Genomic DNA, 14,563 nt, shown 5'->3' with positions numbered 1-14,563 from the left:
ATTTTTAGCGTAAGTCATTGTTAACGGTCGCAGGCTCACTAGAATGTCATCAGCAGCCAGTCAGGGGAGCATGATGAAAATACTGATCGTCGAAGACGAAATTAAAACCGGTGAGTACCTGAGCAAGGGGCTGACTGAAGCGGGGTTTGTTGTGGACCACGCGGATAACGGCCTGAACGGCTACCATCTCGCCATGACCGCTGAATACGATCTGCTGATTCTGGATATCATGCTGCCCGATGTGAACGGCTGGGACATTGTCCGCATGCTCCGCTCAGGCGGCAAAGGGATGCCCATCCTGTTACTCACGGCTCTCGGCACGATTGAACACCGGGTTAAAGGGCTTGAGCTGGGCGCTGATGATTATCTGATTAAGCCTTTCGCCTTTGCTGAGCTGCTCGCCCGGGTAAGGACGCTGTTAAGACGCGGAAATACGGTGATTGCGGAAAGCCAGCTTCAGGTGGCAGACCTGACGGTTGACCTCGTGTCGAGAAAGGTAAGCCGGGCCGGAAGTCGCATCCTGTTAACCAGCAAAGAGTTCAGCCTGCTGGAGTTTTTCATGCGTCATCAGGGAGAGGTGCTTCCCCGCTCCCTGATTGCCTCCCAGGTGTGGGACATGAATTTTGACAGCGATACAAACGCGATTGATGTAGCGGTAAAGCGGCTTCGCGCGAAAATTGATAACGATTATGAACCCAAGCTGATCCAGACGGTGCGCGGCGTGGGCTATATGCTGGAGGTACCGGATGCACGTTAAGCTTCCCAGGCGCCCCTTTTCTCTTGCCCTGCGGCTGACCTTTTTTATCAGTCTCTCCACGATACTGGCCTTTTTCGCCTTTACCTGGTTTATGCTCCATTCCGTTGAAAAGCATTTCGCCGAGCAGGATATCAACGATCTGCAGCAAATCAGCACTACGATGCACCGCATACTGCGATCGCCCACCGACCCCGATCAAAAGAAAATCAGCAAGATCAAAGAGTCGATCGCCGGCTACCGCAGCGTAGCCGTCCTGCTCCTGGATCCGCAGGGAAATACGCTGTTCAGCTCGGCGCAAGGGGCGGCACTGCGCCCTGCGATGAACATGGAGGATTTTAGCGAACACTGTCGCACACAGGATGTGTTTCACTGGACGGTTGAAGGCCCTGCCACGCCTGTGCACGCCGGGTCCGACATGAACATGCAAACGTACCGGATTATCGCCTCTTCAGGAACGGCGACGCTGCAGGGCAAAACGCAGAACTACGTCATGCTGATCGGGCTCTCCATTAATTTTCATCTGCACTACCTGGAGGCGCTGAAAAAGAATCTCCTGATGATTGCCGCGGCGATCAGCCTGCTGATTATTCTTGTCATCCGCATTGCGGTTCGTCAGGGACATTTGCCCCTGCGTAACGTCAGCAACGCCATTAAAAATATCACCTCAGAAAACCTGGATGCGCGGCTGGAGCCGTCTCTCGTACCCGTTGAGCTGGAACAGCTGGTCATCTCCTTCAACCATATGATCGAAAAGATTGAAGATGTCTTTACCCGTCAGGCGAATTTTTCCGCCGATATCGCGCATGAAATCAGAACGCCCATCACCAACCTGGTGACGCAAACGGAAATCGCGCTGAGCCAGAACCGCTCGCAGAAAGAGCTGGAAGATGTTCTGTACTCCAGTCTGGAAGAGTACAACCGGATGACCCGGATGGTCAGCGACATGCTTTTCCTGGCGCAGGCGGATAATAACCAGCTGATCCCTGACCGGGTGATGTTTGATTTAAGTGCGGAGGTTTTGAAAGTCTTCGAATTCTTCGAAGCCTGGGCGGAAGAACGCAACATCACGCTGAAATTTAACGGGATGCCCTGCCTGATAGAAGGCGATCCTCAGATGTTCAGAAGAGCAATGAATAATCTGCTCTCCAATGCCCTGCGCTATACGCCAGCAGGCAAAACGGTGACGGTCTCACTCAGAAATCAGGATAACAACGTTGAACTGATGATAGAAAATCCCGGTACGCCGATCCCTCAGGAACATCTGGCAAAGCTGTTTGACCGTTTCTATCGCGTCGATCCGTCCAGACAGCGCAAAGGCGAAGGCAGCGGGATCGGGCTTGCCATCGTGAAGTCCATCGTCACCGCGCACCATGGAAAAGTCCGCGTGGAGTCGGATGAGGTGTCGACACGCTTCATCCTCTCCGTGCCGGGAACAGCGGCCTGAGCGTCAGCGCACGGGCCGACACACTTCCAGTACCTTTTCCCTGAGCCATCGATGCCCCGGGTCCCTCTCCATGCGCGGATGCCACATCTGCGACACCGTAATGGTCCGGGTTTTAAACGGCAGCTCAAAGACGTGTACGCGCTCGTTCATCGGCTGATTGAGCAGGTACAGCGCCGGTACCATGGCAACCAGATCGGACGCCAGCGCCACGGATAGCGCCGTCGGAAATCCGGGCACCACGCTGGCGACCTTGCGCTTCATCCCCCGTTCCGCCAGCGCGTCATCGACAAACCCGTGTAACGATCCGTCCGGTGAGGCCACCACGTGGCCCCAGGCAACATAATCGCTAAGGCTGACAGTGGGCTGTGATGACAGCGGATGCCCCTTGCGCACCGCGCCAACAAACCGATCCTGAAAGAGCCTTTGCAGCCGTATTTCAGGCCCCATATTGCTCTGCACGCCGATCTCCAGGTCGACAAGCCCCTCGCGCAAATAACGCGACGTTTTTTCAGGTTTCGGAGAGAAGCGGATGCACACCTCGGGCGCAACGCTCGCCACCGCCGCAATAAGCAGCGGCCCAAACGCCACCACAAAACCGTCGTTGGCTCTGATGGTGAACAGCCGCTCGAGATTTTCCACCTTCAGCGCGTCGGTGGAGGGCTGAAGCACCGCCCTCGCCTCATGCACGGCGCTTCTGGCGCGATCCCGCGTGGCTTCGGCCCAGGGCGTCAGCACCATATGACGCCCGGCCCGCACCAGAATAGGATCGCCGGTCACCTCCCGCAGCCTGCTCAGGGTGCGGCTCATGGCGGAGGTGCTGAGGTTCAAACGTCGCGCCGCGCCCGCCACGCTGGCTTCTGCGAGCAGAACGTCGAGTGCAACCAGAAGGTTAAAGTCAGGATCGGACACGATGGCTCCTCAGATAAGGCGTTATATGCAACGATTAAGTGCAGCGGATGCGTCTTCCGCCCTGTATACCGCATGATTATAGTTTCGTCATCACTATTCTTATCCGGAGTAACGACGATGACGCTATTTTCAAACCAGCCCGGCGATGAAGGTTTACCCGGGCGCGAACGCGCCAGGGTGATGGCCGCCGTCATGACCACCACGCTGATGGGCGTCTTTGACGGCACCATGATCAACATCGCGCTGCCCTCCATGGCAACGGCGATGCAGGTCCCCGCAAACGTGGCGGTCTGGTTCGCCAACGGCTACCTGCTGTCAGCGGCAATGACGCTAGCCATCTTCGCAGCGCTGGCGGCGCGCGTGGGCTATCGCCCGGTGTTTCTTGCCGGGCTTGCCACCTTTACGCTCACCTCGATCGGCTGCGCGCTGGCGACCACGCCAGAAATGCTGATCGGAATGCGCATTTTACAAGGCATAGGCGGCGCGGCCACCCTGAGTATCGCCCCGGCTATCCTGAGATCCGTTTTCCCGGGTCGACTGCTTGGCCGCATTTTGGGGCTGCACGCCCTGCTTATCGCCTCCAGCACGGCAGTTGCCCCCGTGCTGGGCGGTACCATACTGGACGCGCTGAGCTGGCAGTGGCTGTTCGCCATTAACATTATTCCGGGCAGCATCGCCCTGCTGCTGGCGTGGCGCGCCTTGCCGCGGGAATCAGCCGTTGACCGCTCACCCTTTGATGCGCCTGGCGCCGTGCTCTCCGCCGCGCTGTTAGGCTCAGCGATTATGCTGGCCGACAGCCTTCAGCGCGTGACGCAACACATTAGCCAGGAGGCCATCGGCTGGGGGCTTCTCACGCTGGTCAGCGCCATCGCCTTTATCTGGCGGATACGGCGCGCGCGAAGTCCCATCCTGCCGCCCGTCATGTTTAAAAACGGACGCTTCACCCTCGCTGCCCTGACCTCGCTGGCCTCGTTTGTCAGTCAGGGCATCACCTTTGTCGCGCTGCCGTTCCTGTTTCAGAGCGTGTATGGCTACAGCCCGGTGGTCTCCGCGCTGCTATTCACCCCGTGGCCGATCGGCATCGTGCTGATCGCGCCGCACGCGGGGCGCTGGGCAGATACGATTTCCGCGCCGCTGATCTCGACAATCGGGCTGATGATTTTTGTCGGTGGGCTGGTCCTGCTGGCGACGTTGCCGGACAATCCTTCCGCATGGAATATCTGCCTGCGCAGTCTGGTGTGCGGGATTGGGTTTGGCTGCTTCCAGAGCCCCAATAACCGGGAAATGCTCTCTAACGTAGCGCGGGAGCATGCCAGCTATGCCTCCGGCGTGTTGTCGATTGTGAGGACATTTGGCCAATGCCTTGGTGCCGCCGCGGTGGGCGTGCTGCTGGCCGCGACGACGGGATGGGACCATCAACATGCCATCCAGGTTGCACTGTGGATAGCCGTCATCGCCTCGGCGGGGTCGGTGTTGTTTAGCCTGAGCAGGCTGCGCCCTGCGGTTCGGGCATCGGCCTGATTCGCCCGGTGTAGTTTTGTAGGCCGGGTAAGCGCAGCGCCACCCGGCAAAAAAGACGACTCGTTTGTTTACTCCAGCGCCAGCAGCGCAAAGCTCGCCAGCCAATGCCCGCCGCTGTAGTGGCTGCCGACAACATGCTCGACGCTTGCCGTCAGGTGTTTCGCCACCGCATCACGCAGCGCCTGCTGCGCCGGGTGGTCTGCCGGAAGCGCGCGGGCAATATGCTTCATGCACCAGGCGCGGCTGAGGTTTAATCCGTCGAGATGGGCGATTTTAGGGTCGGTACGATCGCTCACTTCCGCCGGGTTCATCAGCGCCGCAACGGAGCCGACATCCGGCAGAAACGCGTCAAACCAGGCCGGGAAGCCCTCCGACACCTTGCTCATCAGCAGCGCTTCCGTCAGCGCCCCGGAAATATACTCATCACCGCCGGGTTCGTAGTGCGCCGGATAGCACGTGTCGGCGAGGTAAAACCGCTCCGCCGCCGTCACAATCGCCTGCTCAAGCGCGCTATCTTCTGCGGCTCGGGCGTAGTCCAGCCCCAGCGCGAGGGCAAACGCCGTGTTGTAGTGCGTCCCGATGCGGATCGGATAGGTGAGCTTGCCGAGGTAATCCACCAGCCTGTTGCGAATATCCTGGGTTAGCGGCTCAAGCGTCCGGTACCAGCCTGCGGCCTGCGGCAGCGACGACTGCTTCAGCTCCTGGGCCAGCGCCAGCAGCCAGCCGTAGCCATACGGGCGCTCAAACGAGGCGCGGAACGGCGCGGTGAAATAGGCCAGCTCCTTCGCCACGTTCTCTTCCGTCAGGTGCTCGTCGAAAAGCGCGACGATCGCGTCCCGGCTCGGCAGTTCGGGATAGAGGCGCACGCAGCGCAGCAGCAGCCAGTAGCCGTGCACCGCCGAGTGCCAGTCGAAACAGCCGTAGAAAATCGGGTGCAGTTCGCGAGGCGGTAGCACGTCGCGATCATCATTCAGCAGATGCATGATGTGGTTCGGGTATTCCTGGCGCAAATAGGTCAAAGGCATGCGGGCAAACGCGTCAGCCTGATGTTGCGTTAATTCCATAACAGCTCCTTAGCGAAACACGAGGAAATACATGAGGAACACGTTCACCACCAGCAGGGTTAACGCGGTCGGGATCTGGATCTTGATCACCTGATACTTGTCTTTCAGCTCCAGCAGCGCGGCGGGAACGATATTGAAGTTCGCGGCCATCGGCGTCATCAGCGTGCCGCAGTAGCCCGCGTACATGCCAATCGCCAGCAGCGGCGCCGGGTTGCCGTGATGCACGTTGATCAAAAACGGCAAGGCGATGCCCGCGCTCAGCACCGGGAAGGCGGCAAACGCGTTGCCCATGATCATGGTAAACAGCGCCATCCCCACGCAGTAAATCACCACCAGCATAAAGCGGTTATCCGGGTTAACGAACAGGCCCACCACCTTCTGCACCGAATCACCGGTATTGGCCGCCACGAACACGCCGCCGAGCATGGCCAGCATCTGCGGCAGGATCACCGCCCAGCCGATGGTATCGACAAGGCGACGAGACTGACGAATGGCGTGCAGCGGCGTGCCTTTGGTCAGCCACCAGCCGGTGAGGATCGCCGCGACGCAGGCCACGCACAGCGCCGCGAGGGTGAGCTGTTTCTGATCGAGCAGGAACACGCCGCCAACCGAAACCCCTTTCAGGAACAGGGTGCCGATCACCGTCACCACCGGGATCATCAGCGCGGGCAGAAACAGCCAGTTCTTAAGGCGGTTTGACGAGGCGAGACGTTCGTCTTCGGTGGACATTTCATAGTGCCCTTTCCCGACAAGGCCAAAACCCGCCAGCAGCGCGATAGCTATAACGCCGCCGCCGATAATCCGGTACGCCAGGGATTTACCCAGCTCCTGCACCATCAGGTCACCGAACAGGAAGATCCCACCGAATAAAAACCAGAACAGTGCCGTGGTAAAACGCTTTGGATTGGCGCGATCGCGCAGGGTCATCACAACCAGCAGCATCACGACGAAGCCGATCAGGTAGTACACGCGGTTAATGGTGATAAGCGTCATCATTGCGCCACCTCCTGTTTACCCTGCTCTGCACGCCAGGCCATGACGTCGCGGCGGATGCTGGCATCCAGACGCAGCAGGCGCGTCATATGAATAACTAATGCCGCAATGGCGGTTGGGATAGCCCACAGGCCAATATGCAGCGGTTCGATGCCCGGAATACCGTTCTCTTTCAGGAACGCGTCGATCAGCAGCACCGCGCCAAAGGCAATAAAGATATCTTCCCCAAAGAAGACCGCGATGTTGTCGCACGCGGCGGCATGGGCTTTGATTTTGTCGCGGATGTGCTGCGGCAGCTCGCCGTATTCGTTCAGCGCCGCCCCTTCGGCCATCGGGGCCAGCAGCGGGCGCACCGTCTGGGCATGACCGCCCAGCGACATCAGCCCCAGCGCGGCGGTGCCTTCACGGGCGACAAAATAGAGCATCAGAATACGCGCCGAGGTGGCGCTGGCGATCTTCGCCACCCAGGCCTGGGCACGCTCCTTGAGCCCGTAATATTCCAGCAGACCAATCACGGGCAGGATCAGAATGAAGGTCGCCAGCGATCGGCTATTCACGAACTTTTCGCCAAAGGTCTCCAGCAGCATCCCGAAATCCATACCGACCAGCAGCCCCGTCGCCAGCCCCGCCACCACGACCACCAGCAGCGGGTTGAAGCGCAGCGCAAAACCAATAACCACGATCGGTATCCCGATCAGCGGCAACAGCGTAGTACCGTCCATAACGTTTACCCTATCCAAAGTGAGCGTTGCGCGCCGACGGCTATTTTTTTAATTTGCGGCGAGCGATGTTGTGTTTTTCGTCAGGTTTCGAAAAACCTGCGCTAAAAAGCTATATCTGAACCTCAAAAACATGTAAACAAATTATCAATAAAATGTTCTTATTTTATCGATGAGTTTACATTTCTGGCTAAGGAACGTTATGACCTCGAAAAAGAGTGCTTCACCCGATCGCGACGATATCAACGATGGCCGGATCGTCTCTTCCCGCCATCTGGTGTCCGAGCGCTGCGCGGAACTGTCAGAGCTGGAGTACGCGCTGATCATGACCAGCAACGCGTTCAATAAATGGATGGTGCGCTGCATGACCGCAGCCGGCGAGCCCGATATGGGCGCCTTTGACGTCTCGCTGCTGCACCATGTGAACCACCGCGACCGCAAGAAAAAGCTGGCCGATATCTGTTTTGTTCTCAATGTGGAAGATACCCATGTGGTGACCTACGCCCTGAAAAAGCTGGTCAAAGCGGGCTACGTGACGAGCGAGAAAGCGGGCAAAGAGCTCTTTTTCTCCACCACCGAAGAAGGGAAAGCGTTGTGCATGAAGTACCGGGACGTGCGGGAGGCGTGTCTGATCGCAATCCACGCGGAGAGCGGCATTGCCGGGAAGTCGATTGGCGAGACCGCGCAGCTGTTACGCACGATCTCATCCCTGTATGACACCGCCGCCCGCGCGGCGGCATCACTCTAAAGTTAAGGTCGTCTGAAGAGGGTAATACTGCGTCCAGCCAGTTCGTACTCTACGGTGTCGGTGATCGCTGTCCCGGCGGCAGCGTCATCAGCCGTAGACAGTTCCAGCACCCATCCCCCTTCGCCAAACTGCGGGATCTGGAACGGCACGGTGCCTTCAAACGGGTTGAACAGCATCAGCACGTCGTGCCAGATGCCGTCCTCCTGCCTGAGATCCGGCCTGCTGATGGAGACGCCGAGCGTCGAGCCCTCATCCCACTGCTCGGCCTGCTGCGGACCGCCTCCGGCATTAAACCAGCGGATCTCCAGCCCGTCGCGCCAGCTTTCACGACGCAATAACGGCTGCGATGCGCGTAGGGCAATGAGCCGTCGTGTAAACTCGCGCAGCGCGGCGTCGTTTTCGGATAACCCCTTCCAGTCGATCCAGGAGATCTCGCTGTCCTGGCAGTAGCCGTTATTGTTGCCCTTCTGCGTGCGGCCAAACTCGTCCCCCGCCAGCAGCATCGGCGTGCCGTGGGAAAACAGCAGCGTGGTCAGGAAATTACGTTTCTGCCGTTCGCGGGTGGCAATAATATCCGGGTTCTCCGTCGGCCCTTCTTCGCCATAGTTGTACGAGCGATTATCGTTATGCCCGTCGTTATTGTCCTCGCCGTTGTCGGCGTTATGCTTTTCGTTGTATGACACCAGGTCATTCAGCGTAAAGCCGTCGTGAGCGGTGATGAAGTTGACGCTGGCCCACGGACGACGCCCGCGCAGGTCGTACAGATCCCCGGATCCCAGCAGTCGCGCGGCAAAATCGGTAGAGACGTTATCGCCCTTCCAGTACTCGCGGACGGTATCGCGGTACTTATCGTTCCACTCCCCCCAGCCCGGCGGGAAACCGCCGACCTGATACCCGCCGGGGCCAATATCCCAGGGTTCGCCAATCAGCTTGAGTCTCGATAACACCGGATCCTGAGATATGGCGTCAAAGAAACCGCCGCGCGGGTCAAACCCTTCAGGCTCGCGCCCCAGTATCGTCCCCAGGTCAAAGCGGAAACCGTCAATATGCATCGACTCCGCCCAGTAGCGCAGGGAGTCCATCACCATCTGCAGCACGCGCGGGTGCGAGGTGTTGACCGTGTTTCCCGTCCCGGTGTCGTTGATGTAGTACCGGTGCTGGTCCGGCAGGGTGCGGTAATAGCTGTAATTATCAATCCCCTTAAACGAGAGCGTGGGGCCAAGCTCATTTCCTTCCGCGGTGTGGTTGTACACCACGTCCAGAATCACCTCGATGCCCGCATCGTGATACGCGCGTACCATGTCGCGAAAGCCCTGGATCCCCGCCGGGCCGTAATAGCGCGACGCCGGAGCAAAAAAGCCGAGCGTGTTATAGCCCCAGAAGTTCTTCAGGCCACGATCGAGCAGATGCTGGTCGTCCGGGAACCAGTGAACCGGCAGCAGCTCCACCGAGGTGATGCCAAGACTCTTGATGTAATCGACCGAGGCTTTGTGCCCCATCCCCTCAAACGTTCCGCGCAGCTCGGGCGGAATGGCCGGGTTCATCTGGGTAAAGCCCTTCACGTGGCTTTCATAGACAACGGTATGCGGCCAGGGCACGTTGGGCCGGCTGTTGTCCTGCCAGTCAAAGGCGTCCGGGTCGATGACCTTGCATTTTGGCGTGAACGGCGCGCTGTCGCGCGTGTCAAAACTGAGGTCCAGTTCATCATGCCCCAGCTCATAGCCGAAATGGGCGTCGTTCCAGTCGATATCGCCCACCAGTTCGCGGGCGTAGGGGTCGATAAGCAGCTTATGCGGGTTGAAGCGATGACCGTTTTCCGGATCGTAGGGGCCGTAGACGCGATAGCCGTACAGCGCGCCGGGCTTCAGATCGGGCACATAGCCGTGCCAGACCTCATGGGTATATTCCGGCAGCTCCAGCCGGGCGATTTCGGTTTTCCCGGACGGGTCAAACAGACAGAGCTCCACCCGCTCGGCGTGAGCGGAGAACAGCGCGAAGTTGACTCCCTTCCCGTCATAATTAGCACCCAACTGTTGGCCATGACCGGCCCGAATTTCAAACGTAGTATCCTTTGCCATTTTCGTTCTCCACGATTATTCGCAGGTAAGCAGAACCAGTACACATCCCTTTTCTGACGTTAAATCCAGCGTCTCTTGCAGAATGCGGCTTTCACCGCTGAACAGATCCCGATAGCGCTTCCCGGCCAGTTCGTCGGGTATCGCTACCGTGGTATTAACCCACAGCGTTTCGTTGCCGTTGACACCCAAAACCAGACGCGGCACGGCAACAATCAGCGCCTCGTCGCCCCTAACGCGCGCATAGGCAATCAGGTTCTCCTCGCGCTCGCCGCTGACCTTAAGCGGCAGCCAGTCGCCGTAGCGGAAAAGCGCGGCGTAATGCGGTCGAAGCCGCAGCAGCGTGGCGGTGACGAACTGCTTAACGCGCCCGTCTCGCCAGCAGGCCGGGTTGTCAAACACCGTGGCATCCGCCGCGCTGAGGCTGTGCACCAGGGTCGGGAAATCCGGCTCCCGTCGGTTATCCGGATCGACGAGGCTAAAGTTGAGCGCCTCGCTGCCCTGATAGATATCCGGCACGCCGGGAGCCGTCAGCTTGATCACCGTCTGGCTGAGGCTGTTCATCAGCCCGGCCCGGACAAAAGGCTGCATCGCCTCGCTGAAATCATGCAGGAACAGGGTGTTGTCCGGCGAAAGCAGGTGCCGCGCGTAGCTCAACACCACGCTCTCATAGCTCTCGTTGCTGTCGATCCAGTCGGTGCGCTGTTTTGCCTCGCGCAGCGCTTTCTCGAGGAAGCCAAGAAAACGTTCTTCCAGTGATTTAAGCCCTTCGGCGTCGTCCGGTGATTGCGCGGCGGGCCAGACGCCCGCCAGCGCCTGATAGATCATCCACGTATCGGCGGCGTTCGGCGCGGTACCGTCATTGAGAAAACGCACCTGGGTCTGGTTCATCTGCCGCCAGCGGGCCAGGTTATCGCCCCACCGTTCCGGCGCCTCCGTCAGGGTGTAGAGACGCGCCCGGGCATCTTCCCCGCGCTTGGTATCGTGCGTGGAGGTGCCCAGCAGCGCGTCGGGCTGACGGGCGAGACGAATGCGCATCTCCTGGTGGAAACGGGATAATGAAAACGCGCGCGGCGTCGGGTCGGCGCCCACTTCATTGAGCGCCAGCTCCAGGTTATGGCGGAAGAACAGCGTGTCCTCCACCGACTTCGCCATCAGCGGCCCGGTTAGCTGCTGGAAGCGGGTTCTGAAAAGCGCGGCGGACTCGCGGCACGCTTGCGGCAGGTCGCCGGTAAGAATGCGTACAATCAGGCTCAGCGCCGCTTCAGACGTCTCCACGCTGGCGACCACGCGGTTAAGGAGCGCCACGTCCGGCGGGGTTAATCCCTCCCGGGTGCCGTAGGTGCGGTAGACCGGAAAGACGATAAGCAGCTCGCGCAGCGCGTGGCGGATCTCCTCGCGCGGCAGCGCAACCTCATTGCGGCGGGCCAGATCGTCAGCAAGGTTTAGCAGCGTGGTGAATTCGCCCTCAAAATTGCGGTCGGTCATCAGGCCTTTGGCATCGCGCAGCTCGGCGTGGCGATCGACCGTTATCCCCAGCGTCTCGTCGTGGATGGTCTCCAGGCGCGGCAGATTCGCGTCGTCGACCAGCACTTCCGCCAGCGAGGCGATAAACTCGTAGCCGGTGGTGCCGGAGATCGGCCAGTCTGCGGGGAGCTGTTCTCCCCTGGCGAGAATTTTTTCAACCGTGATGTAGCAGTCGGGTCCGGTTTTCTGCCGCAGGCGCTGCAGATAGCCCAGCGGATCGGCCAGGCCGTCGACATGGTCAATGCGCAGGCCGTCCACCACGCCCGCGTGAACCAGCTCCAGGATCAGCCGGTGCGAATCGTCAAAGACCGCGTCATCTTCAACCCGAACGCCGACCAGCCCGGTGATCTCAAAGAAGCGACGCCACGAGAGCTGCTTCGGCGCCTCCCGCCAGGACATCAGCCGCCAGCTTTGCGCGTCATGCAGTTCAGCGATGCTCTTATCCTCGCTGTACGTACCCGGATTGAGCGGATACTCGACGTTATAGTAGACCAGCGCGGCCTTTTTGGTGACAGCGTCACGTTTTAGGGTGATGGCCCCCTTCTCCAGCTCCGCTTCAAAGGTGTCACCGAGGAACGGTAGCGTAAGCGGGCGCGAGCCGTCGATATCGAAGTAGCGGAAATAGCGGCTCTGCTGGCCGTATTCAATCACATCCCGCCACCAGGGATTTTCCAGCGAGGTCGACATATGGTTAGGAACAATGTCCAGAATCAGCCCCATACCGGCCTGCTTAAGCGCCGTGGCCATGCGGTCAAACCCCTCTCGTCCGCCGATAGCGGGGTCAATTTCATTCGGGTTGGTGACGTCATAGCCGTGGGTGGAACCCGCTGTGGCGGTAAACACGGGCGACGCGTAGAGGTGGCTGATGCCGAGATCTTTCAGATACGGCACCAGCGCCGCAACGCGGTCGAAGGTCATGCCATTACGGAACTGAATACGGTACGTGGCGGAAGGGATCATAACGATGCTTCTCCATCAGCAAGGCGAACGACAATACCGTTCGGCGGTAAAACGTCAGTGACTTCCGGCCAGGCAAAGCGCGTTTCACCCGCGAGATCGGGCAGCGCGACGGGCTTATTGCCGATATTGAGCGCCAGAGAGAGCGTCCCAGCCGGGAAGCGCCAGCCCACCGCCACCATGCCGGGCGCGGTCTTGATCACCTTGCCCTGAACGGTGCCGCCATGACGAAGAAGCGGAACGATATGGCGATGACGCAGCGTCAGCAGGTGGCGCGTGAAGCGCAGCCACGTTTTGCCTTCGTCGGTGGCGACCTTATTCCAGTCGAGCTTTGAGCGAACAAAGGTGTTCACGTCATTCGGATCCGGGACGGTTTCATCGTGCCCGGCGTGGCCGGTAAACTCTTTTGCGCGCCCTTCCCGCACCGCCTTTGCCAGATCGCCGTGAAAATCGGTGAAGAACAGGAAAGGATGCGTTTCCCCAAACTCCTCGCCCATAAACAGCAGCGGGATATGGGGGGAAAGCAGCAGCGCGGCAAGCAGCACCCGCGTCTTACCGGCACCGGCCAGGGTGATAAGCCGCTCGCCCTGGGCGCGATTCCCGGTCTGATCGTGGTTTTGAATAAAATCGACGAAGAACTGCGGCGGCTGCGTGTGGCACTCCACCCCGCGGGATTCCCCGGTTTGCAGCGAAATCTCGCCCTGGTAGACAAACCCTTCCGCCAGCGCCCGGGCGAACTTTTTCTCCGGCTCAAAGGCAAAATCCTGGTAGTAGGCGTGCGTTTCGCCGGTGGCAAACACGTGGGCGGCGTTGTGGAAGTCATCATTCCACTCGGCGGTGAACAGCGGCGTGTTGCCCTGCTCATCGCGCGGATGCAGGAAAATCACGTTGCGGCTATCTTCCGTGGTCAGGTGAACGTGACGGTGCGGGGTCGCCTCGCGGATCTTCTCTGCAATTTCCTCAAGAATGTGCGTCCCGGAGGCGTCTTTAATCTGGTCGATGGCATCAAAACGTAGCCCATCCAGACGATACTCCGTCAGCCAGTAAAGCGGTGCGTCGGTGATATACCGCCTCACCGGCTCCCGCTCATAGGCGATGCCGTTACCCCAGGGCGTAGTGCGATCCGCATCGAAAAAACCGGGCGACAGCAGGGGCAGATAGTTTCCTTCGGGACCGAAGTGGTTCAGCACGATATCCAGCACCACGGAAAGCCCCAGCCCATGCGCCGCGTCGATAAGCGCGTGGAAATCCTCCGGCGTGCCGTAGGCGGCGTGCGGGGCATACAGCAGCACGCCGTCATACCCCCAGCCGCGGGTTCCGCCAAACTGGGAGACGGGCATTACTTCAAGCTGGGTAATACCGAGCTCTGCCAGATACGGCAGCTTGTCGATGGCCGCCCGAAAGGTGCCCTCCGGGGTAAAGGTGCCAACGTGCAGTTCATAGATAACCGTCTCTTCCCACGGCCGCCCTGTCCAGTCCCGGTTGAGTGGCTGATAGCGTCGGGGATCGATCACAACGGAGGGGCCGTTAACCTCGCCCTTTTGCGCGCGCGAGGCAGGATCGGGCACCGTCATGCCGTCCTGAAGAACAAATTGGTATTCTGCACCGTGCGTGACGCCGGGTACATCTGCCTGGAACCAGCCGTCGCCGGTTGCCGTCATCGGCACGTCGGCGGTAGCCAGACGTAGCGTAAGTTCTTTCTGTCCTTCTGCCCAGACGCGAAAACGTACTACGTCATCGGAAATAAACTCAGCACCCCACTGCTTTTGAAATGTTCTGAATTCCATTCATTGTCCTCGAATGACCCACATTTTACGCGGAACGAAGTACAAGCTTAGTTCAGGATTGA

Annotated in this window: 11 protein-coding genes; 4 read left to right on the top strand and 7 right to left on the bottom strand. The window is 59.4% G+C overall.

Annotated elements, in window-relative coordinates:
* The first annotated feature begins 73 nt into the window (after window positions 1-73).
* Entirely contained in the window at window positions 74-757 is a 684-nt protein-coding gene (locus V4835_RS11850; RefSeq protein ID WP_121423768.1) for a copper/silver response regulator transcription factor, read from the top strand.
* A complete protein-coding gene (locus V4835_RS11845) occupies window positions 747-2,201 on the top strand; it encodes a Cu(+)/Ag(+) sensor histidine kinase (protein WP_331412264.1) in 1,455 nt (484 codons plus the stop codon). Before V4835_RS11850 ends, V4835_RS11845 begins: the two co-directional genes overlap by 11 nt.
* A 3-nt stretch (window positions 2,202-2,204) precedes the next feature.
* On the opposite strand, the gene V4835_RS11840 is transcribed toward V4835_RS11845, so the two are convergent.
* A complete protein-coding gene (locus V4835_RS11840; protein ID WP_331412263.1) occupies window positions 2,205-3,110 on the bottom strand; it encodes a LysR family transcriptional regulator in 906 nt (301 codons plus the stop codon).
* A gap of 117 nt (window positions 3,111-3,227) precedes the next feature.
* On the opposite strand from V4835_RS11840, the gene V4835_RS11835 reads away from it, so the two are divergent.
* The gene (locus V4835_RS11835; RefSeq protein WP_331412262.1) at window positions 3,228-4,631 is read left to right on the top strand and encodes an MFS transporter; all 1,404 of its coding nucleotides are present in this window, start codon (window positions 3,228-3,230) and stop codon (window positions 4,629-4,631) included.
* Window positions 4,632-4,699: 68 nt separating this feature from the next.
* Here the strand turns inward: V4835_RS11835 and V4835_RS11830 are convergent, their stop codons facing one another.
* Genes V4835_RS11830 through V4835_RS11820 form a run of 3 tightly spaced genes read right to left on the bottom strand, consistent with a single transcriptional unit; the run spans window position 4,700 to window position 7,410 of the window.
* Window positions 4,700-5,695: a DUF2891 domain-containing protein gene (locus tag V4835_RS11830; protein WP_331412261.1), complete on the bottom strand. Its 996-nt coding sequence runs from the start codon at window positions 5,693-5,695 to the stop codon at window positions 4,700-4,702.
* Between the two features lie 9 nt (window positions 5,696-5,704).
* Window positions 5,705-6,691 carry a DUF979 domain-containing protein gene (locus tag V4835_RS11825; protein WP_331412260.1) on the bottom strand — a complete coding sequence of 329 codons (987 nt, stop codon included), beginning with the start codon at window positions 6,689-6,691 and terminating at the stop codon, window positions 5,705-5,707.
* Window positions 6,688-7,410, bottom strand: coding sequence for a DUF969 domain-containing protein (locus V4835_RS11820; RefSeq protein ID WP_032657020.1), 723 nt, complete (start codon window positions 7,408-7,410; stop codon window positions 6,688-6,690). The genes V4835_RS11825 and V4835_RS11820 overlap by 4 nt, the downstream gene beginning before the upstream one ends.
* A gap of 199 nt (window positions 7,411-7,609) precedes the next feature.
* Between V4835_RS11820 and V4835_RS11815 the strand changes: the two genes are divergently transcribed.
* Window positions 7,610-8,155: a winged helix DNA-binding protein gene (locus V4835_RS11815; protein ID WP_023311843.1), complete on the top strand. Its 546-nt coding sequence runs from the start codon at window positions 7,610-7,612 to the stop codon at window positions 8,153-8,155.
* 2 nt (window positions 8,156-8,157) lie between these two features.
* On the opposite strand, the gene glgX is transcribed toward V4835_RS11815, so the two are convergent.
* The 3 genes from glgX to treZ are packed head-to-tail and all read right to left on the bottom strand — an operon-like array spanning window position 8,158 to window position 14,501.
* Entirely contained in the window at window positions 8,158-10,233 is a 2,076-nt protein-coding gene (gene glgX / locus V4835_RS11810) for a glycogen debranching protein GlgX (RefSeq protein WP_063142753.1), read from the bottom strand.
* A gap of 15 nt (window positions 10,234-10,248) precedes the next feature.
* Window positions 10,249-12,717, bottom strand: a complete 2,469-nt coding sequence (gene treY, locus V4835_RS11805; RefSeq protein WP_331412259.1) for a malto-oligosyltrehalose synthase — start codon at window positions 12,715-12,717, stop codon at window positions 10,249-10,251.
* Window positions 12,714-14,501 (bottom strand): malto-oligosyltrehalose trehalohydrolase, encoded by a 1,788-nt coding sequence (treZ, locus tag V4835_RS11800; protein ID WP_331412258.1) that lies wholly within the window; start codon window positions 14,499-14,501, stop codon window positions 12,714-12,716. The genes treY and treZ overlap by 4 nt, the downstream gene beginning before the upstream one ends.
* Between the last annotated feature and the right edge of the window lie 62 nt (window positions 14,502-14,563).

The organism is Enterobacter cloacae complex sp. CARB60 (assembly GCF_036487345.1).
Classification (GTDB): Bacteria; Pseudomonadota; Gammaproteobacteria; order Enterobacterales; family Enterobacteriaceae; genus Enterobacter; species Enterobacter asburiae_D.
The sequence above is the reverse complement of the archived record's forward strand: the minus strand, read 5'-3'. Positions and strand labels throughout refer to the sequence as shown.